The sequence below is a fragment of the Colwellia psychrerythraea genome (genome assembly GCF_000764225.1).
In the GTDB taxonomy this organism is placed as follows: domain Bacteria; phylum Pseudomonadota; class Gammaproteobacteria; order Enterobacterales; family Alteromonadaceae; genus Colwellia; species Colwellia psychrerythraea_D.
Genome location: NZ_JQED01000055.1, coordinates 252,164 through 274,734, shown reverse-complemented (window position 1 = coordinate 274,734; position 22,571 = coordinate 252,164). Strand labels below are relative to the sequence as shown.

The window sequence follows — 22,571 nt, the reverse complement described above, 5'->3', positions numbered from 1 at the left end:
AAAGAGACTGTAATAGCTTGTTATAAAACTGTAACACCTTGCAATAAACAAAATTATGATGAAGTTAGTCAGGCCTGCTAAAAAATAAGTACTCATGTGGCCTGATACTTAATGTGACCTTTTGCTTTAAAGAAAGCTCAATATCACTGTATACGCTCAACTTATAAAACGATAACAACTCACTTTTAGTTGGATCATTTATGCTGCTCACATAATAATGGTAACCTTGTTCAGTAACACTAATATATTCAACTTCTGCATTAGGGTAGCTATTTTCATCAATGGAAACCTTGAGTCGTAAGTGAGAGGGTTTTACTAATAAATACAGCAAATCTTCTTGCTTTAAATCGTGAGTAACTAAAGTAACTTTACCTAACAAGCTTTGCGCGCTTTTATGCTTGACTTGGCAAGGTAGCCAACTGCCAAGTTGCAAAAAGTCAGCAACTTGATAACTATTCGGTTGCTGGCAAATAATGCTCGGTGCACCTATTTGTAATAACCTTCCCTGAACCATCACGGCCATTTTGTCAGCAAAAGTGAAGACTTCATCTTTGTTATGCGTTACAAAAATGGCTGTAGTGTTAAAGCGTTTTAACAATTGTCTTATTTCTAGCATCAATTCATTTCTAAGACGGGCATCAATGTTCGAAAAAGGCTCATCAAGTAGAAGTAATTTGGGCTCTGGCGCTAATGCCCTTGCAATTGCTACACGTTGCTGCTGTCCACCAGAGAGCTGTTGAATATAACTATCACGATAATCACTTAGCTTCAGTAGGCTGAGTAAACGATCAACTTGTTCAAGTTGCTCGGCTTTACTTAATTTACTTAGTCCAAAGGCAATATTCTCTTTTACTGTTAAATGGGGGAAAAGTGCATAATCTTGGAAAATCATACCCACCTGACGCTGCTCTGCTGATAAACAGTGCTCACCATCGCTGATTAGATGGTCATCAATGAAAACTCTACCGCCATTTGGTTTAATAAAACCCGCAATAACATTAAGTAAGGTTGTTTTTCCACAACCACTTGCACCTACTAGCCCCAGAATATCTCCTTCATTCAGGCTCAAGTTCAACATTGAGATAATATTTCTCTCTTTCAGAGTGATAGAAAGTTGCTCAATAGATAACAATGCACTCATACTCTTTCCTTATTCTTATTTAGTAACACTATAGGTAACAAGCCAAACAGAACGATGAGGATTGCCCCTAAAGCACCTTGCTCGAGCATTTCATTAGAAATAAGTTGGTAGATTTGACTACTCAAGGTTTCAAAATTAAAGGGCCGTAATAATAATACTGCTGGCAACTCCTTCATTGCTTCAACAAAAACTAACAACCACGCCATCAAAATTGTCGGGGTTAAAATAGGCAAATGTACTTTAGTTATACTGCCCAACAAATTAACGCCTAATGATGCGGGTGCATAATCGAGTGATTGAGGAATTTGCGTTATACCACTAGTGATAGTGCCATTAGCTATCGCTGAAAAACGAACAACCAGAGCAAATACAATCGCAAACAGTGAGCCTGATAAAATTAGCCCTGGAGCAGAAAAACCCAACAACTCACCAGCCCTATTCAACCAGTGATCGAGAGGGCCCAAAGTTGATAACATCGCCATAGCAAGCACGGTTCCCGGCACTGCATAACCAAAACCTGAAACCTGCAGAGGGATCTTGCGGTATTTATCAGTATGTAAACGCTGATATAGACCTAATAATAATGCGATAAAAACTGCAGTAGTTGCTGCAAAAAAAGAGATTTTTAGAGAGTTCATTCCTGTCAGTATAAGAGCAGATAATTGTGTAATGTCACTGTATTGCACCGCCATAATAATCAACAGGACTATTGGCAATAAGAAGCCTGAAACGACTAATGACCAGCAAAATAGACTTGCCAATAATTGTTGCCCAACAGATAACTGAATCAGCTCTCGCTTTAAGCTAGGTCTCGCGCTTTGGTGTGTTACCCCTGATCTACTTCGTTGCTCAGCGAGCACAACAAACAATATTATTAGCACCAAAATACTAGCTAACGTATTTGCCGCAGCAAGATCACCATAACCAAGCCAAGTATCATAAATAGCTGTTGTTAAAGTATTAACAGAAAAGTATTGGACCGTAGCAAAGTCAGCTAGGGTTTCCATTAAAACAAGGCTTGCCGAAACAGCAATAGCAGGTCTTGCCAACGGTAGTGCAACACTAAAGAAACTTTGTTTTGCAGTTAATCCCAGTAATCGACTCGCGCGAAATAAGTTTTGATCTTGATGCTCTAAAGCGCCTCGCGTTAGCATATAAACATAGGGAAATAACACTAACGCCAGCATTAATGCTGCACCAGGTAAGGTACGAATATCAAAAAACCAATAATCATTTGGTGTTTGCCAATCAAACCAAGATCTCAGGATGCGCTGTACAGGGCCAGCATAGTCAAATAAGTCAGTATATAGATAGGCAACCAAATAGGCTGGCATCGATAGGGGCAAGAGTAGTAACCAGCGTAAATATTGCTTAAAAACAATATTAGTTTGCGTAATGATGGACGCACTTAACACGCCAAAAAATAATGCTAATAATACTACCCAAAACGCTAGTAATAAGGTGTTTGCAAGATAGCTTGGTAGTACTGTTTGCCATAAATGTGAAAACAGCTTCGTTGAAGCACTAACACTTCCTACTAGCATAACCAGCATTGGTAAGATCAATACTAATGCAATTACATAGCTAGATAATTTCCATCTTTTATTATTATACAGCGCTATCACAGATCAAACTGTGCTTGATCTAATAACTTTAATGCTGTTTTGCGGTGCTTAGCTATTTCTTCTAGCGCTAAATCATCCACATTATAATTCCCCCAAGAGGCAACTAGCTTAGATACAGCTACATCTTCTCGAACAGGGTATTCCATATTTGTTTTTGCATATAGTTCTTGGGCAGGTTTAGAGACTAAAAACTCCATTAATGCTTGAGCATTTTTTGCGTTAGGGGCATATTTTGCCATGGCAACACCTGAAATATTTATATGGGCGCCACGATTATTTTGGTTAGGAAAATTGATATAGACTTCATCAGCCCAAACTTTTTGCTTTTTATCATTTAACATTTTGCCAAAATAATAGCTATTACCTAATGAAATATCACAGAGTTTTTGATGAATAGCTTGTACCTGCCCACGATCACTGCCCTGTGGTTTACGTGCTAAATTCTTCTTAACTTTTTTCAACCAATTTAATGTGTAAGCTTCGCCATGTTCACTGACCATAGAGGCAACCAAAGCAACATTATAAGGGTGTTTACCACTGCGTGTACAAACACGTCCCTTATATTTTTCATCGGCTAAATCTTCATAATTGAGATCAATTCTGCCTAACCGTTTTGCTGAATAGATATTACGAACACGAGTGGTTAAGGCAAACCACGTATTGTCTTGTGCTTGATATTGCGTAGGGATTGCGTGACTCAATATTGACGAGTTTACTGGTTGCACTAAGTCTTTATCACGTAATTCAATCAACCGACTAATATCTGTGGTCAGTAAAATATCTGCCGGACTATACTTTCCTTCACGTGCTAAACGTTCAGCCATCCCCTTCTTCGCAAAGACCACATTCACTTTAACACCCGATTGTTTAGTAAATTGCTCAAACAATGGCTCAACAAGAAATGGTTGTCGATAAGAGTAAACATTAACCATTTCACTAGCGCTGCTGCTAAAGGTAATTAAACAAAATAGTGATACGCACATGGTAATAAACGCTTTTCTCAACATAAGATGTATCTCAATGAAATATGATGAGCGAATTGTACAAGGACAACAACAACTGTCAAGGCTTTTGCGAATAATTCGCATTAAGATTTAAAGGATTAAATTATACCTACACCACCACTTAGCAGTAACCAACAGGCAAAAAATAATTTCAACTTAGTTGCCGATAAATGAGCAACTAAGGTTTTAGCAAATATTCCGCCTAGCACGGCACCAGGCCCTGCAAATAATACCACTTGCCAATAAACCTCATTGCTAACCTGTGCAATAGCGGTCCAAACAGTGATTGCAGAAACGATAACGGCAGCAGCTACAGCCATACTAATATCAAAGTGACGTAACAATAGGTAAATAACTAATAACTCACCGACACCAACACTTAACCAAGCGGTAATGGCACCTCCAAACAAACCTATGAGTACCAATGCAATGTAGTCGAGATAATATAACTGACTTCGTTCACGATGGGGTTGCAATAAATACACAGTCAATATAATGAAAAAGCCCAATAACAATGAAAACCAGCTAAAACTAGTATGTAACGCTGCAGGTGAATTTATTTGATAAAAATAAGTAATGCTCAAACCGATCATCGAAGCAATAGTCGTTACGCCTATAATACGTTTAAAACCTTGCCATAAACGCAGATCTGTTTTTTCTGTTTTATAATGATGCCACCAAGTTACTCCACCCGCGGTCATACCAAAACATTGAATTGCAAAACTTGTGGAAATTGACTGCTGCTCAGTGAAGTTAAGCTGAGTAAACATGGGGATAAACACTACACCACCACCTGCTCCCGTTGAGTTTGCAAAAATGGCGCCAAGCGTGCCTAAAAAAGTAAAGAGTATGTAATCAGCTAATTCGCTCAACGTGTGGTTAGAGCTCAATAACAAACCTAACCAAAATATTAAAAACAGCATTATAAATTTTGGGTTTGATAACCGCATAAATGCTTGTTTAGTTAGTTTAGCCATAGATACTTTTACTTATTAGTTGTTCTTAATCTCGCTTTAATTTATGCGACAGTAATCTTTATTTGCCTAATAAAACTGCTAGCTTCATCTGGCAAGCAACTTTTTGATATATAACTTTTACTAGCGATATCTTTACCCATTGCTGTTTTGCCTAAGCTAAAGTAAATCAAAAAACCTAACTCTGTTTCTGTGACACGAGTGACATCAATCCACAAGATGCGATTATTTATATGAAAAGACTCAGTCAAAATACCTTGTTCATCAATAGTGAGTTTTACTTCACTATTAGAGGCTTTACTAAGCATCTGCCTAATCACCCACCAAGGTTTATGATAATAAACACTCACGGTTTCAAGGAGCCCTAGAGCAATAACAAACCAAGCTGCATAGGGATTCACAGGCGTAGCTAATAATATTATCAAACCAAACACAGTTAGCACATTAGCTTTAAAATACGTTTTTTTATCATGGGTTAACGTACTCGATTGAGTGTAACATTCGCTATAGTGGGCTTTATCCAGAATAAAGCTGGCTGTATATGAAATAGATTGAGTCATTAGAAATTTTGGCGCTAAGATGCGTTAACAAATAAAATTATCGCTAGTCTATCAGAAGACCTGCTACAACGAGTAACTAATTGTATCTGTACGTACAAACTAATGAGCTCAAAATAAACTAATACCTAAGCACATTAAATGATAATCAACGCATATTATTGAAAAATAAAAGCCCCAGCCAACAAATAGAAACCCTAAATACCCAGATAAAATATAAACGCCCCATTGTCAACTCGACACACCCGACTCTCAATACCAACTCAAATCATGTCCAGAGCGTGCTTTTATCGAATATTAAATTAAAATAGATATAATGATGACTACCATTAACAATTGACAGCGCTGTCATTAGTTATTAAAGTAATACTATATCTAACATACTATAAAGTTTATCGCTCTAAATATAAGCATTTAGTGCTATTCATTTTCCTAAGGAAAAAACATGCAAGTTATTATTTTTGATAACGCACAACAGGTTGCCGAAAATGCAGCAGAATGGGTTGCAGAGTTAATCAACAAAAAATCAAACCCTGTTTTAGGTTTGGCAACAGGAAGTACGCCAATTAGTCTATATCAGGAATTGGTTAGTAAGCATAAAGCCGGAGAACTTAGTTTTAGTGACACCACAAGTTTTAACTTAGATGAATATTTAGGTATTGATGAAAAGAATGAACAAAGTTACCGTCATTTTATGAATGAAAACTTGTTTAATCATGTTGATATTAACAAATCTAAAACCTTCTTACCTATCTGCAACCAAGGTGAGAACCCTCGAGAACAAGGTTTAGATTATGAAGATAGAATTTCGCAGGCTGGCGGGATCGATTTACAAATATTAGGTATTGGTGCCAACGGCCATATTGGCTTTAATGAACCCACATCAAGTTTAGCTTCTCGCACTCGTATTAAAACATTAACACAGCAAACACTTGATGATAATAGTCGTTTATTTTCTGCAGGTGAATTTCAACCTACATTAGCGATGACGATGGGCATTGCAACTATTTTAGATGCTAGATACGTACTACTAATGGCAACAGGAAAAAACAAAGCAAACGCTGTAAAAGATATGGTAACTGGGCCATTATCAGCAGTTTGTCCTGCATCATCGTTACAGCTGCATGAAAATGCCATCGTACTGCTTGATAAAGAAGCAGCAAGTGAGTTAGAAGATCAAGACTATTACCTATGGGCTGATAAGCAAAATGTGACGATAAACAAGCAGTTTGGCTTATACCATAACTATTAAACTATTAGCTGGGTACAAACAAACGGTTATACAACAAGCAGTATAATAAATTGACCACTTAGTAATAAAGATAATGTGATTATTAAAAGCAAAAAGCTCAAGCTAATCTATAGAATTAAGATTACTTGAGCTTTTTCTGCACTGATTTAACTGCATTAATTTATCGAAACAAAGTTAACAATTTGATTTTCGAATGAATTATCTTATTTAAACTATAAATCTAGCCTTTTATTCCGCTGCCTGAAGCAACTCAGGTAAAAAGTTTTCACTTTCCTGCGCTAACTGACATTGCTGCTGTAAAATACCTTGTAAAATTTCTTCAGTAGTTAGCGGATTGGCTAATACCACCCTAAAGACGATAATTTTCTCGCCACCATATCGACTGACTTCAATGCGAGTTCGAGAAACGAAGGAGCGTCCATCTTCACGTTGACGTTTTTGTATAAACTTGGTCAATTTGCCAAGTAATATATTTACCGACTTATTCGCTGCATTATCATTTCTAGCTAATAAAGCTTGAACTGACTTAGGTGCATAGCGATATGTTAAAAGACACAATTCAGGACGAGTGATTAACTCAAAATCATCATGCTGATTAATCAACTCAGCAAAATACTCTGCTTTTTCAATGGCCTGATTAATAAGCATTTCATAACCTGGGCGACTAATAATATGCAAGCTCGCATAAACAAGCATCGCCATTCCCGGACGTGAACCCTCTAGGGTATGGCTACCTAAATCTTTTGAGCCTTTACGTAAAATGTATTCCGCATGATGCTCAATTGCACTTACCGAAGCAGGATCTTTAAAAATAACCAAACCTGCACCCATAGGAACATACATCTGCTTATGCGCATCAATAGTCACTGAGTCGGCATGCTCTATACCTTTAAGTAATGGGCGATATTTATTCGATAATAATGTAGCTCCGCCCCAAGCGGCATCAACATGAAAGTGACACTGATTTCGCTGCGCAATTTCAGCAATCTTATCAAGCGGATCAATATTTCCGGTTTCAGTTGTTCCAGCCACACCAACGATCGCAAATACTTTAATCTTGGCTTCAGCAAGTTGCTGGCATTTATCGGCCAGCTTTTGACAATCTATTTTATTATTCTCATCCGTAGGTATCGCTATAACATTATCTTGGCCAATACCTAAAATATCCGCTGACTTTTTCAACGAATAATGACCACGTTCTGACACCAAAATAGCTAAGTCTTGATAACCATAATGCCTCATCGCACGATGTAATCCTTCTCGTGCTACCCCCTTAAAATTACCGTCAGGTTTTAATAACTTATTACGAGCAACCCACAAGGCAGTGATATTAGCGACAGTACCACCTGAGCAGAAGGCACCAAGAGAGTGCTCGGCGCTGTGCATCCAATTTTGGTAAAAAATATCATCCTGTTGATACACCAAATTATGCATCATGCCTAACACTTGACGTTCTAATGGCGTAAAGGCTTTTGATGTTTCCACTTTAACTAAATTTTGATTTAAACCCACCATCAGCTTTGATAGGGGCAAAATAAACGAGGGTAACGCGGAGGTCATATGACCAATAAAGCTAGGACTTGAAGTGTGAACTGATTGTGCGACTAGTTTATCAAGTAAATGGTGCATGTGATCTGAAACGAATTCAGGCTGCTCAGGAATTTGGGCATTAATAAAGTCTTGCTCAATATCCGTTAAGGCATTTTTACTCGCTACAATATGATTATTTAAGAACCCCACCAAGTTTTGTGACATCTCTTGCTCAAGACGCCCTAAAGTCGAATCAGGGGCTTCAGCAATGGTAAAAATTCGATGTAAAGATTCTTGCGTTGCTTCTGCAATGCGCGTAGTTGCTCTCATAGTTATTCACTTTACTTACATGTTTGGCCAACTTGTGTTGTACCTGCATGTAAATTTTATAATTATTGTCTATTTGTAACCAAGACGAAAAACAAACTTTAATAAAAAATAACGCAAAAGTCTTGTGATTTCGTCGACAAAACCACAATCTTTGCTATCTATGCAGTACTAATTGCCAACAAACTTGGCCACTGGCCTGATATTTGGCTTCGAATGGCGTTAAAGCTAACGAAGAATCTGTATTTGGCAAAGAAGTAATTTTACCTTGCAAATTAACTAATTTAGCTGCTTGCTGAAACTCTTCTAAATAAATACGCCAATTACTACGTAAAATAAGTTGTTGGCCAATGCTGGTTATTTGTGGGAAAACCGCACTCCCATGCCAACGTCGTTGCAAATGTTTAGACTTAGGCCAAGGATTTGGATATAAAATGTAATGCTTTGATACCGGCCAATTAGCTGTTTTTACTAAACGGTAAAAGTCGTTTAAATCTGCTCGAACTAACTGGTAATTTTCAGCACTAAACCCATCATCAACATCAAAACCTTCTACATTACGATTGATTCTATGATCTGACTTATCCACACCAATCACTAATGCTTGTGGATTTTGCTTTGCTAAAAGACGTGTACTTTGACCAACACCACAACAAGCATCTAATATGACTTCACCTTCAGGATTTTCGGCTAAAAAAGCACTCACTAATGTATCCATTTTCGCAAAGGCTTCCTTAGTGTGTGCTTGATAGGGCTTTTGTGAAGCGTGGGTTAAATGTCTGTGCACCACTTCATCAAGCTTTTCATGTATCCCTTCTTGGTTACTAATAATTGCTTTAGAATCGCCTAGTGATGTTTGACTACTCATAGCCTTCATTCCCTCTGTTGAATTACTTGTCATATTAGCTTCTTAAGCCTATACCCTTAGAAATAAGTACCATTGCGATAGTAAATAAAGTGACTATAAAGAAACCAATTACTGCAAAGGCGGTGACTAAGCTCACATCAGATATACCTAAAAAACCATACCTAAATGCATTAACCATATATACAATAGGGTTAATTTGAGAAACCCCCTGCCAAAATTCAGGTAATAAACTAATCGAATAAAAGACACCACCAAGATAGGTCAGCGGCGTTAAGAGAAAGGTAGGAATAATTGAAATATCATCAAAACTACCCGCAAAAATGGCATTAATTAAACCACCTAGTGCGAAGGTTGCTGATGTTAACGAAACGGTAGCGATAATCACCCAGATATTATGTAATTGAATATCGACAAAGAATAATGAAACTATGGTGACAATCAGTCCCACTAAAATACCACGGCACATACCACCGCCAACATAACCAGCAACAATAACCCAGTTAGGCACGGGTGCAACTAACATTTCCTCCACATTTCGCTGCCACTTAGCACTAAAAAATGACGAAGCCACATTAGAATATGAGTTAGTAATAACACTCATCATAATCAAGCCGGGCACTATAAACGACATATAATCAAAACCGCCCATTTCGCCAATACGAGAGCCAATTAATGATCCAAATATAACAAAATACAAACTAATAGTGATAGCTGGAGGTACTAAGGTTTGCACCCATATTCGAGTAAAACGCTGGATTTCTTTTGTTAAAATACTTTTTAACGCGATAGAGTTATTCATTTAGTTCGCTCCCACAACTGCGCTTTCTGATTTGGCTTGCGTAATATTGGACTTTTTATTGATCAAACTAACAAACAAGGCTTCTAAGCGGTTACTTTTATTGCGCATACTAATAACATCAATATTAGCTGCACTTAATTGTTCAAATACCTGATTGAGGTTTTGTGACTTATTTAAATCAACTTCTAATGTATGATCGTCGACTACTCGGTAAGCAATGGCGTGTGATTTTGCTGAAAACTCAGTTAATACGGCAAGTGATAAGTTTGGCTTTAAATCGAAAACGAAAGTCTCAACATCCAATTGTGCTAATAACTTCTTCATACTGGTATCTTCTACTATTTCACCACCATCAATAATGGCAATATTTCGACAAAGCATTTCCGCTTCTTCTAAATAATGAGTAGTAAGAATGATAGTAATACCTTGTTCATTTAACTCTCGAAGGAAATCCCACATTGAACGACGTAGTTCAATATCAACCCCAGCTGTAGGTTCATCTAAAATCAGCATTTTTGGCTCGTGCATTAAAGCACGAGCAATCATTAAGCGACGTTTCATACCACCTGAAAGTGCTCGAGCTGGTTCATCACGTTTATCCCACAACTCTAATTGTTTTAAATATTTTTCTGCCCGTTGTAACGCTACAGTTTTACTTACACCATAATAGCCAGCTTGATTAACCAAAATATTTACTAAGGGTTCAAATTGACTAAAATTGAACTCTTGAGGCACTAGTCCGATATAACTTTTTGCTTTTTCTAAGTCAGTATCGATGTCATAACCAAATATTTTAACTTGACCTGCCGTTTTATTAACCAGCGAAGTTATTACGCCAATAGAAGTAGACTTACCAGCACCATTAGGGCCAAGCAAGGCAAAAAAGTCTCCTTGTTTAACGGTTAAATCAATGCCTTTTAACGCTTGAAAACCACCTTTGTACGTTTTCGCCAGTGCGCTAATTTCTAATGCGTATGTCATGTATGCTGCCAATCAAAATAAGGATGGAGTATAAATATGGAGTCGAACAAGTATTTTTCAATAGCAAGGCTGTGATATTTATAGCTTAAGCCTAAATCATTCAAATATTATTAATCTTCTCTTTTTATTTAGTTTTATAGTTACTGCTCAATCAATGGTGACTGCAGTTAGATACTAACGGCAATGTAAGAAAGCTCGAAAAAAGCTTAAGAGAAAAATATAACGTTCTTGAATGATAAAACGATGAAGACTACAAAGGTAGTAGTTGGGTAATTGCGGTTATAGCTTTTATTTTAAAATAAGCCTTGAGGATATATTTCCAATACAATGCATTTATTTAAGCAACAGTTGATTAGTGAGAATTAATGTAAAGTAAAAACGCAGCTAGCTTTAATTCCCTACTCTTTCTTTGATTGAATAATCAATTAATAGGAAAATTAAGCTTAGCTAAAATGGAAGGATAATTATCATTCTCACTCACCTTTGCAGATTGGATTTTCTTGTTCATGTTCCAAAAAGTTCAGGTGGCATAGCATATTAATAAAATTTTTCGCCTCTGATAAGCTACCAAAACGTCCGATAGCATCCTCATCGGGATCGACAACTTCATAAGAAACTCTTATCGCGTTATCGTGTCCATCGAGTAAATCAACTTGAACCAAATTGAAGCCAGATTTACTTAGGAGAGTTTTTCTATTATTCATACGCAACTCCAGTCGCAAAACTCGGTACAAAAAGCAGTCCGTTTCCTTCAGTATGAGCAACTATTTTGAAAATGTTATTAGCTTCTAATATAAGAATTAACGCCATCGGCGTACCCAAGCGCAAAAGCTTGATGAATACTCTTTTGAACACCATCATCACGTACTGGCGCATCGCCCAAACTATCAATATCCAAACTAATAAATTGTTGTAACAAAGAACCTTGTTCGTACCCTGAGTTATAAGCACATTGACAACACTTATTTGCTCCCTTAGCATGCAACTGGTGTTCAGCTAAATCTGTAAGTAAACTTTCGTCTATTTGCTTTACATGGACTTTCTCGCATGACACCGAATTATTCCTATTCACTATCTTTAATCCACGTGTAACTGCACTTTTTTTTTGTGCTGAAATAGTATCAACCTCTAGGTTTAATTTAGGCTTTGAATCTAAGTCTAGTGATAATATTGCATGCATTTTTTACCTTCCTAACCTAAAAAGTATCAGTTTTTTCAGAGAAATCTATCGTTTTTTAGCCTCAGATAACTATCCCACAAGTTATAGCTAAAGAACATTACACGCCATTACAAAACTTCTGACATCGTAAAAATATTGAGAAAAATAATTGAATTTTTTAAGTTCGTTGAACAAAAAAATGACACTGCATTACGAAAATAATTTTTTTAAATTTTAAATTTAAATTTTTGGTAAAAAAAAACAAATAAAATAAGCAATGATTTAACAATAACTTATTAGAAGGAAAAGCAATGAAAACCAGAATCTAGCGCCAATATAAACAGAGTGTAATTCGCTGTCATGGCTTACTACACACCCAGTCTATAAATTTGTAACCAGCTTTGAAGGGAATACCACCCTTTTTTACATGAACCATATACATAGTAAAAATAACTAAATACATAGGAACTGTCATGAACAAATACATTAAAGTTTTATCTGTGGTACTAGCATTAACGAGCAGTGTTTATTTACCTAGCGCTTTTGCAGCGAGTACGAATAGCTCAACCGAAATGTTAATCACGCTTGCAGAAACTGACCCAGTGTTAGTTGACCGATTAAATGACATCGCCTTGAATGATCCAAAACTACTCAAGAAAATATTAAAATTGGCTGGTTCAGATGCGACTCAATTAGAAAGGTTAATAAATTTAGCGGAGTCCGATCCACAGACATTTGAAAAACTAGTTAACATTAAGGATGTTGAAGCTACCGAAGAGTTAACAGTAGAACAACCTATGTATTCAACATTTGGAACGATTAAAGATGGCGATATAATGCAATAAGATTAATTTTCACAACGTTCCGAGTTTTGATATTGCTCCATTAAAAGTACAAAACCTTCGTTATCACATAGTTTATCAAACCAAGGAAGGTTAAACCAAACAACGCCAACATTATTTTTTAAGGCTGCCTTAACATGATGAACAGCCGAAGAGTTTTCATTCAATAAGCTATAAACAATGGCAGAGCTATACGATACTTCACCACTCTCAGGTGCTAAGTTTTGCGCTTTGCTTAATGTTGCTATCGCCAAGTTTGCTTGATTTAATTGCCCATAAGCCTGTGCTAAGTTTGTTAAATACTTGATTTCATTTTTACCAATCAATATTGATATTACTTGTTGGTAATGAAATTTAGCTGATTTTTCATGCCCCAGTATCATTTCAATATCAGCTAAGTTTAATAAGTTAACTGGGTGATTAGGGTTTTGCTTTAAAGCTTTCTGAGCTGATTTCAGTGACTTACTGTATTGTTTATTTAAACCATAAGCCAAACTTAAATTAGTTAAATCGGTGCCATTATTCAAACTCGTAACTATTTTTTCATAGGCAGAAATAGCTAATCCAAGTTTTCCTTGCAGTAACCAAATATTAGCTTGCAAGCGCTTTGCCCTATAATTATCAGGAACAATTTTCAACATTTGTTCTAATGCCGCTTCCGCTTTAACTAAATCTCCCATTCGCCAATAACTAAATGCTAAATTATAAAATAACACAGTACTGGGTCTAAGTGAGATAGCTTCTTCAAAAGTATCTGCCGCTTTTTGATATTGTCCCTTTGAAAAAAATAAAATTGCATTAAGTTCACTTAAAACAAAATTACTAGCGCCTTTGTTTTTTGCCTCTATTATTTGTTGTTGCGCTATATCATGTTCTTTAGCTTTATATGCAACATAAAAACTATCTATGGCATGATAAACACTATAACGATATTCAGGTGGAGAGTTTTGCAGTATTAATTTAACTCGTTTCAGTTGTGATTTATCGCGGGTATCTGTATATAAATTGGAAGCAGTCTCTCTAAATAGGCCATAAGCGGCATATAAATAAGGAGAGCGCACTAACAAGGCTTCTAATTGATCCAGTGTTTCAACACTGTAATTACCAGCTCCTTTAATTTGACTATAGAGTTCAATATAGTCTCGGTAATCATTTTCATTAATAGGGCGTTGCACTAAATCTGATTGATTGATTTCAGATTCTTCGGGAAAAAGTGAGACAAATTGTGTTTGGCTAGTACTAAAGATGACATTAAATTTATCTATTGGTATTAACCAGTTTTTTTCAGATTTAACTGATAAATTATCACTGGCCTTTTCATTCACAACTAAACGTGAAAAACTTACTTTACAGCGGCTATTATCACACTCTAGTGTGGTTGAAATAATATCTGATGCACCTACCGCTTGCCTTAACTTATTCAAATCATCTGGATATTCTTTGGTAATAGCTTTTACTTCTCGTTGCGAGATCAAATACATATTTTTGGTATTTATCACCGCTTGTCGCAGTGCATCTTCCACTGCTGAAAGAACTAAATTCTGCTGCATAGGTGCCATTAACGAGCTTTCAGCAAATGTGGGCTTTAGAATAACCACTTGTTTAGTTTCTACGTCTTTCGCTTTGCCAAACCAAAAAACAGCAATAACAAAAAGGCACAATAATCCTACGCTAGCAATTTTTTTAACGCTCAGCTGAAACCAATTAGCTACTGTATTTTTGGCTACTAGTAAGTTTTGGTCACTTGGCGTGCTAGGATGGCTCTGTTGAAGTGGGACAGTATTATCAGCTTGCGTATATTCATTACTGGCTACACTTGGTAAGGGAAAGCCTCCTAAAGGTATTGTTTCTTCTTCACTTATCTGTGCTTGTAATAATGCCGTTCTAATATGCTGTAAGCGATTTTCTATAGCTTGGGCAGTTAACGTACGTTCTTCAAGTGGTTTAACTAACATTTCCATTAACAAGTCAGTTAATGCGCTAGGTGCATTAAGCATTAAGTTTTTGGCATGCTCCGGTGTATGCTCACAAATTCTTTTAGCGACATCGGTTGCAGAGCCACCATTGTTACCATAAGCAAAGGGGTGGCTACCTACCATTAATTGATAAGCAATAATTCCAAATGAAAATATATCACTGCGATAATCCACTGCTTGTAGCTTTATTTGTTCTGGTGACATAAATAGTAAACTACCGAACTGCAGAGGACTATTACTTGCGGATGGCTCACTATTTTTATTTTCATTCGTTGCTAATAAAGCAATACCAAAATCAGTAATTTTGAGTTGGCCCTGATCATTTACTAAAATATTACTGGGTTTTAAATCACAATGAATCACATCGTTTTTATGTGCTGCCGCTAACCCTGCTGAAAGTTGTTGCAATAAATCTAGCTTCTGTACCAGGGTGGTATAAGCTTCTTGTTGAAATTGAGTCAGCGTTTTACTATTGAAATACTCCATAACTAAGGAGATATGATCCCCTTCATCATGAACATTGTAAATTTGAATAATATTTGCGTGATTCACACGTGCTAATAAACGTGCTTCTTGCAGGGCATGATTAACCTCTTCATCTTTCGGCTGATAGGTTAGTTCTTTAATGGCAACTTGTCGTTGTAATTGGTTATCTTGGGCTAGGTAAACTTTACCCATACCACCTTCACCCAATAATCTTTCACGGCTGTAATGGGGTAACTTATTATCCATGTAATACCGTAAGGGAAACTTTATCTTGTCCGCGATTAACGATCAATTCATTGCCTTTATAGATACGATAAAAAACGCCCGCGAAGCGTATTTTTTTACCTTTTCGCTCAATCAATTCATCACCATCACAAGCACCATCAAACATGTCTCTAAATTGCTGTTTAGCTCGACAAACATGTGTATTAAATAAAGTAATATCACATCCCAACTCTTTCGTTAGCGTTTCTGGTAACCGCCAGCCTTGATTATCGGCATCGATACCTTGTTTTGCATCTTCATCACGATGTCTGGCCAAACTTAGGGTTAAATAATGGTGTGCTTTATTAGCTAAACAAAATTTTTCATTATCCGTTGTTACGTTCAACTCAGTATTTTCTTCATCTAAGCTTAAGTTAAAACGATACTTTATCTCATCGACTGATAATTTAGCTTTGGCCATAAGCACGGTATTTTCAGTTAAAGGGATCAGTTTTAACTGCCACTTTTGATTATTGAAAAATAATAAATCTGAATTGGCTACAGGGTAGGCACTACCGTCGGTATCAACAAGGAATTCTTTATACCACTGATCTTTACTCGGCACATAAAACAACGCAATTTCAGGATTCTGCTCAGAAGGAAGTAGGTTACCATCAGCTAATATAATAGGTAATTCTGCTACTTGTTCTCCCGGTTGAGCAATAGGTAATAACATATTTTGTGGTGGCAAAAGATCTTTGATAACAAAGCCATGGCTTTCACCCGAAGCGAAGAATATATTATCTCCCACTTTAAGTTTGTGCGGGTTATCTTTAACTAATTTTTGGTTATTGACCCAAGTGCCATTATTGCTAAGATCTCGTATTAGCCATTGGTTATTACTCCATTCAACAACTGCGTGAATACGAGAAACTTCCTGAGCATTAATAACAGTATCAACATTAGTCGGTGAGCGGCCAAAACAATGACACGCATTCAAATAACTTAATGCTTCATTTTTATTATTTAGATTTAAAATAGCAGCCATATTATTATTGATACGTTAAGTAATTACGAAGATGCAAAAATGCATAGATAATATGATTGTATATAAATACAAGAGACTCTTCCAGTAGGCATGATAAGTTATATTTTTAGAATAAATACCTAGTGTAAAGCAGTTATTTTGTATTATTCACCTAAAATACAATAGATTAGAGTAAAAGAACCAAGTTCGAGCTAACATACGGAAACAAATTAACATATTAAAACGACTTAAAGTTACATAAGAGTTTATTGATAAACAGTTAAATCGATCCGTTTAAAACACTCAAGAAGCTAAAACCAATTTATTCATCTGACAATAGATATGTTAAACCCATGTTATTATTAACAATCTACTGATTAACAACATTAAAACACCAACACATTAAAACAGCCAAGTAAATTCAAGCAAGTGATTAAAGTTTCAGTGTACAAAATTACCACCTATATCAATATTTATTACTTCTTTCCTGTTACAATTGCTGCATCTCAGCAGTAACTTTGTATTAACTTTATCATGGCTAAAAAAGAACTCACCATACGAGACAAAACCATCTTCGACGGTATTTTTACAAAATACGTACTAAAATTTATTTTCAGTCTGTGGTTTAAAATCGCAGGATGGAAGTTATGTAAAACAGCGCCAGAGGGTGCTGGTGTTGCTATTGCCGCACCTCATACTTCTAACTGGGATTTCGTTTATGCGCTAGGTGCTGCAATTTTACAAGACGTGAAAATTTACTTTTCAGTAAAAGATAGTTTATGCAGAGTCCCCTTATTAGGTCCATGGATGATGTACCTTGGTGCCATTCCTATTGATCGCTCAGCAAAAGGCGTAGGTCAAGTTGAACAGATAAAACAGTTTATCAATAGCCAAAAATTAAACAGGGTCTTTTTCTTGTTTACTCCGGAAGGAACCCGAGGCCCTGTACCGAAATGGAAGTCAGGCTTTTATCATGTTGCAGAAGGCTGCGATTTACCTATATTCTTAGCCAAAGTTGATTACTTGAGTAAAGAAGCTGGCGTTTTTCACACGTTCCAGTTAACGGATGATAGAAGTAACGACATAAAAGCAATTCAAGCTTCTTATGAAAGCATCCAAGGAAAGTTTCCATTAGATCAATATCCGGCATACAAAGGCCGTATGCCAAAAATATCGGAAGCTGAAGCCAAAATAATCAAAGCAATGTATTCATTTAAAGGCGTAGCCACCAAGCTTGAAATTACCACTAAAGCTAAAATAGGTGAGCTATCAACGACAATGCTAGATTACCTAATTGATAAAGGCTTATTAGAAAAAAATGTTGATAGCGATAAAGGTGGTGAACCTAGTTATCAATTGACTTTTGCAGGTCGTGGCTGTTTTTTACATTTATCCCCAAGTATTTAATACATCCGTTAAGATAACCTCTGCATCAGACACTAAAGGTAAGTGTTTAAGTGGCCATAGCTATCCCATTAATAGACGATAGCTATGGCTTTTTCATTTAAATAAATAAGAAAAATGACTCTGTTTGCCTTAAAGCGATTGCTACAGGCGACGATTATTCTTTAAAGAGCCATCCCACCGCACTTGGAAATCGCTTAGACCAATCGAGTTCGCAATGCCTACCTAAGTCATCTTTCACTATCTTAAGATTTTTCTCAGCTACACCACTTTCAAGTAATAACTGTTGTAAAAATTCAACTTTTTCATAATTACCATACTCAACTTTTCCCATATCAGCATAGATTTTTACCCTGCCCATTTCTTTCTGATTTTTTAATGCTGCAAAAAGTACATTATTCCCAGCCATATTTTCAACCGCTAATGAGGGTGAAAACGCCGCAATAAAACCAAACACATCAGAATGTTCCATAGCTCCGTATAATGCCATTAAACCACCAAGAGAGCTGCCTGCTAACCCCGTCGAAGTATTTTCGGCTTTTGTTCGATAGTTTTTATCAATAAATGGTTTTAACGAGTCTCTGATGAAAGTAATTGTTTTATCTCCCTCACCTATTTCTTCAACCTGTGTATCCCAGCTTTTGTAATTCCATGGATTATATTCATTCCATCTACGTGGGCCATTAGCAATACCCACCACAATAAATTCATTTAATTTCCCTGTAGAGGCTAATCTTTCCATGCTTTCATCAACGAGCCATTCATCACTATATGCCGTTGAGTCGTCAAAAATATTCTGGCCATCTAGCATATACAGCACAGGATATTTCTGCTGGTTATTTTCCTTATAAGAAGGCGGGAGATATATGCTGATATTGGTCTGTCTACCCAATTGTGGCATAGCAAAATCTTTAAGAACCTTGACATTACCGACAATCGTTTGAGTTGCCACTTTTCCTGGTTTATCGTCTTTCCATGCAGGAATTTCAATTTTAATATGATGATTAGTCGAATTTTTTTGATGTAAAAACAGGCAAAGTGCATTGCCTGATTCCCGACTTGGTATACTTTTCCAGTCACTATTCCTGACAAACCCAAAGATAATGTCCTGTTGATTATTTGGTATATCTGCAACTAATTTGCCTTCAACATATCGGAGTTGATGGGACTTATTCCCAGATAAAGCCCAATTATTAAAATTACCGACAATATGAACAGTATCCTTTCTATTATAGTCAGCTGGCGGAGTGACAATGATAGATAATTTATCATCAGTCATTACAATACTTGAGTAAGCGGATGTGTTAACTAAAATCAATAGTAATATAAAAGATAAATTAACTTTCATTGTTATATTTCACTCACAGTTCCAGATCGACGTTAATTAATTAAATTTTAACAAAAACGACACTAGATAATGGCGGCACAATGAAACCTTCCGCCGTCACTTCGCTTTGTTTAACCACCTCATCACTACCTGCTTGTTGAATCGGATGTAATTGATATCCTTGGGTATTAAGAAAATCAGAAGTAAATGTCTGTGTTTTATCACTGGTATTGAAAATGACCAGTAAACTTTGATATTTATTGTCAACCACTTGCCCTTTGGTATCATCAAGCTTCATCACTAATAAACCTGTTTGATGCCCAGTGATTTCACTGTCTCCCTGCTTTGATGATGCAATATTAAGAAAGCTCACTTTATCAATAATGCTCTGCTCTGTGGTTAATCGAAATAATGGACTACTCATGCGTATTGCTAACAAATCGATAAAAGCGTTACTGCTACGCTGAATTTGTTCAGCGTTAATTTGGTCACGCCCTTGGTGTCCAATAAGTACTTCTTTTATTAAAGGCCAGTTAGCTTGATCTTTTTCGGCCGGCGGTAACCCTACATTATAGAAGTTATTTTGCTTGGAAAAATCAACGCGGTTAAACCAGTCGCCATAATCATAACTATCGCGAAGAAATGATTTAGAGCGCATAAATTCTGAGCCCATGTGAATAAAAGGGATACCTTGAGCGAATAAAGCGAAAGACAAACTTTGCACATGCATTCTCACTCTATCTTCGGTTGAAACGTCGAATGGTAATCGGTATTGGCTATTATCCCAAAGCGTTTGATTATCATGCTTGGAAACATAGTTGATGGTGTCCGCTGGATCTAAAGCATAACCAGTAGGTTGGTCACCATAAGGAATATCTTTACCTAAGGTTACCTCATCATTGATGCTTTTTAGCGGAAAGTTTATCAAATTGCCAGCTAAGCCAATGCGCAGTTGATCCATACGTAAAGCATAATCAGCTTGCATTAATGATTGATCTGTATTTGTATTAGATTGTTTATTATTGGGGAAAGTTAATAAACCATTGCCGATGCCCTGAGAATCCCGGGTATTATTACCGCCACCACGAACGGCGTCACGTAACCTATCTGAAAAGGTGCCTATTTCACTACCACCTAGTTCTAGCTGGCTGGCTTGTATAAATTGACTATTACTCGCTACTTCACCAAAATTCCAACCTTCACCATAAAAGTAAGTATCACTATCCACTAGTCGCACAGCTTCTCTTGCAGCCAACATCGCTTCTTTTGGTTGATGTCCCATCAGGTCAAAACGAAAACCATCAATTTTGTAATCACGAGCCCAGACAACTAACGAGTCTGTCATTAATTTTGCCATCATTACACGCTCTGTCGCGGTATTATCACAACAGGTCGATTGCTCAATGTCTCCTGTTAACGGATGCAAGCGATGATAGTATGTTGGCACGATTTTATCTAATACTGAGTTTGGCTCTAAACCTGCTTGGTGAGTATGGTTATAGACCACATCCATAATAACCCTAAAGCCTAACCCATGTAGGCTTTGAATCATTTCTCTAAATTCCACTAAACGCGCAACACCTTTGGCATCAACAGCATAACTCCCCTCAGGTACAGTATAATGGAAGGGATCATAACCCCAATTGTAGTTATCGACTTCACGTAACTCGCTCACTAATTGCTGTGCTTGCTCTCCTTCAACGGTATAGCTCTGTAATAATGACTTTATTGACTGTTTTTCATCGTAAGGTTGCTGACATATGCTGATATTCTTTGTAATAGCACAAACTTTAGCCAGATTATCATTTATATCCAGATGTTTACTGCCATCTTCATCTACCGTCGCGATATCGAAGGTAGGTAATAAATGAATGTTATTTAACCCTGCCACTTGTAGCGCTTTTAAATGTTGAATACCGTCGGATTTTTTCTCACTAAAGGCTTTATATTTACCTTTAAATTTAGGGTCACTAAGGCGCTGTTCGTTTGCACTAAAATCGCGAATATGTGTTTCATAAAAAACATTATCTTCAACATTTTGCACGGTAGGTATTTGCTGAGTAAGCCATTTTTCAGGTTGAGTTATCGCATCGTTTAAATCTACAACTTGTGAGTACTTACTATTAACAGATAAACTTAAAGAGTATGGATCAGTAACAGATAGAGATTCAATTCTTTTTGATGCGGGGTGATAAACATCAACTTGATATTGATAATATGCGTAATTTGCTCGACTGTCTGCTTGGACTTGCCAAACTCCCGTATTTGTATCTTCAAGCATTTCAAGCGTGCCATTTGATAGTGCTTGTAAGTTATCATCAAAAAGTTTTACAGACACTGATTGCGCTGTGGGTGCCCATAATTTAAAACTAACAGCAGAATTAGTTTCCTCGCCTTGTTGAGTCGCTATAATGGTTGCACCTAAATCAGTTACTTCATCGGCATCATTTTCCCCCTGAGTATAAAGCGCATCAACTACGCCACCGATTTGCACATAAGCGACTTCTTGAGCTTTTTCATTTTTCTCCATAGCATCATCAACAGCTACAACCATGAGTTGTTGTTTTAACCAATGCTTAGCTTCCTCCGACGTTAATTGCACTTTAAATGCCTGAAAGCCAGCTAAATGCGGGAATTTAACAGCCAGTTTTTTAGGAAAAATAGTCGGAGATAAATCAATGGCATTAAAGCCTGCTGCTTTTCTGCTAAGTAATTGGTATTGATAATGATTAACAGATTTAGGTAATACCAATAAGTCAGTAGTTAGCCAATGCGCTGAGCTATCACTCGGTAAATTAGCTAAATCGTTGGCTGTAAACACGCCTTGCTTAATATCAACAGTCTTGACTGTTTCATCAACGCTTTGCTGCACTAACTCGGAAGATTGTGTAGTTTTATTTTCTTGGCCGCAAGCAGTCACTAGCAAAGTGGTAGAAAATGCGAGAAAAACGGCAGTACTAGGGCTTAAGGTAGAATGATTTACAAAAGGTATTTTCATAATAAACGCGTCGTTAAAATTGTAATGCTTAATAACTTACGCGTTCATAACTAAGATAAATACAAGTTTTACCGTTTTACATACGTATTC

At 36.7% G+C, this 22,571-nt stretch carries 18 protein-coding genes; 3 read left to right on the top strand and 15 right to left on the bottom strand.

Translation table 11 applies throughout. From position 1 onward, the window contains the following. Window positions 1-64 precede the first annotated feature (64 nt). From ND2E_RS02585 to ND2E_RS02605, 5 genes are all read right to left on the bottom strand, one after another. Complete coding sequence (locus tag ND2E_RS02585; RefSeq protein WP_033095536.1) at window positions 65-1,141, bottom strand: ABC transporter ATP-binding protein; 1,077 nt, start codon at window positions 1,139-1,141, stop codon at window positions 65-67. Beyond that, a complete protein-coding gene (locus ND2E_RS02590) occupies window positions 1,138-2,685 on the bottom strand; it encodes an ABC transporter permease (RefSeq protein ID WP_223303698.1) in 1,548 nt (515 codons plus the stop codon). Before ND2E_RS02590 ends, ND2E_RS02585 begins: the two co-directional genes overlap by 4 nt. 77 nt (window positions 2,686-2,762) lie before the next feature. Further along, window positions 2,763-3,773: an extracellular solute-binding protein gene (locus tag ND2E_RS02595; protein ID WP_150113802.1), complete on the bottom strand. Its 1,011-nt coding sequence runs from the start codon at window positions 3,771-3,773 to the stop codon at window positions 2,763-2,765. A gap of 95 nt (window positions 3,774-3,868) precedes the next feature. Beyond that, window positions 3,869-4,747, bottom strand: a complete 879-nt coding sequence (locus ND2E_RS02600) for a sulfite exporter TauE/SafE family protein (RefSeq protein ID WP_033095534.1) — start codon at window positions 4,745-4,747, stop codon at window positions 3,869-3,871. 41 nt (window positions 4,748-4,788) lie between these two features. Then, a complete protein-coding gene (locus ND2E_RS02605; RefSeq protein WP_033095533.1) occupies window positions 4,789-5,304 on the bottom strand; it encodes a YcxB family protein in 516 nt (171 codons plus the stop codon). Between the two features lie 442 nt (window positions 5,305-5,746). Between ND2E_RS02605 and nagB the strand changes: the two genes are divergently transcribed. Then, window positions 5,747-6,553, top strand: a complete 807-nt coding sequence (gene nagB, locus ND2E_RS02610) for a glucosamine-6-phosphate deaminase (RefSeq protein WP_033095532.1) — start codon at window positions 5,747-5,749, stop codon at window positions 6,551-6,553. Window positions 6,554-6,781: 228 nt separating this feature from the next. Here nagB and panP read toward each other — a convergent pair whose 3' ends face one another. The 6 genes from panP to ND2E_RS02640 all read right to left on the bottom strand — a co-directional run bounded on the left by panP (window position 6,782) and on the right by ND2E_RS02640 (window position 12,238). Then, window positions 6,782-8,413 (bottom strand): pyridoxal-dependent aspartate 1-decarboxylase PanP, encoded by a 1,632-nt coding sequence (gene panP, locus ND2E_RS02615; protein WP_033095531.1) that lies wholly within the window; start codon window positions 8,411-8,413, stop codon window positions 6,782-6,784. A 154-nt stretch (window positions 8,414-8,567) separates the two neighbouring features. Continuing rightward, window positions 8,568-9,311, bottom strand: a complete 744-nt coding sequence (trmB, locus tag ND2E_RS02620; RefSeq protein WP_052056957.1) for a tRNA (guanine(46)-N(7))-methyltransferase TrmB — start codon at window positions 9,309-9,311, stop codon at window positions 8,568-8,570. 1 nt (window position 9,312) lies between these two features. Further along, window positions 9,313-10,077, bottom strand: coding sequence for an ABC transporter permease (locus tag ND2E_RS02625; protein WP_033095530.1), 765 nt, complete (start codon window positions 10,075-10,077; stop codon window positions 9,313-9,315). Beyond that, entirely contained in the window at window positions 10,078-11,058 is a 981-nt protein-coding gene (locus ND2E_RS02630; protein ID WP_033095529.1) for an ABC transporter ATP-binding protein, read from the bottom strand. A 473-nt stretch (window positions 11,059-11,531) separates the two neighbouring features. Then, window positions 11,532-11,762, bottom strand: coding sequence for a hypothetical protein (locus tag ND2E_RS02635; protein WP_033095528.1), 231 nt, complete (start codon window positions 11,760-11,762; stop codon window positions 11,532-11,534). Window positions 11,763-11,839: 77 nt separating this feature from the next. After that, window positions 11,840-12,238 (bottom strand): hypothetical protein, encoded by a 399-nt coding sequence (locus ND2E_RS02640; protein ID WP_033095527.1) that lies wholly within the window; start codon window positions 12,236-12,238, stop codon window positions 11,840-11,842. A gap of 452 nt (window positions 12,239-12,690) precedes the next feature. Here ND2E_RS02640 and ND2E_RS02645 point away from each other — a divergent pair, with 452 nt between their 5' ends. Beyond that, window positions 12,691-13,062, top strand: coding sequence for a hypothetical protein (locus tag ND2E_RS02645; protein ID WP_033095526.1), 372 nt, complete (start codon window positions 12,691-12,693; stop codon window positions 13,060-13,062). A gap of 2 nt (window positions 13,063-13,064) precedes the next feature. Here ND2E_RS02645 and ND2E_RS02650 read toward each other — a convergent pair whose 3' ends face one another. Together ND2E_RS02650 and ND2E_RS02655 are read right to left on the bottom strand one after the other, a co-directional pair. After that, a complete protein-coding gene (locus ND2E_RS02650) occupies window positions 13,065-15,767 on the bottom strand; it encodes a serine/threonine-protein kinase (RefSeq protein WP_033095525.1) in 2,703 nt (900 codons plus the stop codon). Beyond that, window positions 15,760-16,773 carry an FHA domain-containing protein gene (locus ND2E_RS02655; protein WP_033095524.1) on the bottom strand — a complete coding sequence of 338 codons (1,014 nt, stop codon included), beginning with the start codon at window positions 16,771-16,773 and terminating at the stop codon, window positions 15,760-15,762. Before ND2E_RS02655 ends, ND2E_RS02650 begins: the two co-directional genes overlap by 8 nt. A gap of 513 nt (window positions 16,774-17,286) precedes the next feature. Between ND2E_RS02655 and ND2E_RS02660 the strand changes: the two genes are divergently transcribed. Continuing rightward, window positions 17,287-18,159, top strand: a complete 873-nt coding sequence (locus ND2E_RS02660; protein ID WP_033095523.1) for a lysophospholipid acyltransferase family protein — start codon at window positions 17,287-17,289, stop codon at window positions 18,157-18,159. Between the two features lie 154 nt (window positions 18,160-18,313). Here ND2E_RS02660 and ND2E_RS02665 read toward each other — a convergent pair whose 3' ends face one another. Then, complete coding sequence (locus ND2E_RS02665; RefSeq protein WP_033095522.1) at window positions 18,314-19,435, bottom strand: alpha/beta hydrolase; 1,122 nt, start codon at window positions 19,433-19,435, stop codon at window positions 18,314-18,316. Window positions 19,436-19,544: 109 nt separating this feature from the next. Beyond that, the gene (gene pulA / locus ND2E_RS02670; protein WP_033095521.1) at window positions 19,545-22,481 is read right to left on the bottom strand and encodes a pullulanase-type alpha-1,6-glucosidase; all 2,937 of its coding nucleotides are present in this window, start codon (window positions 22,479-22,481) and stop codon (window positions 19,545-19,547) included. Between the last annotated feature and the right edge of the window lie 90 nt (window positions 22,482-22,571).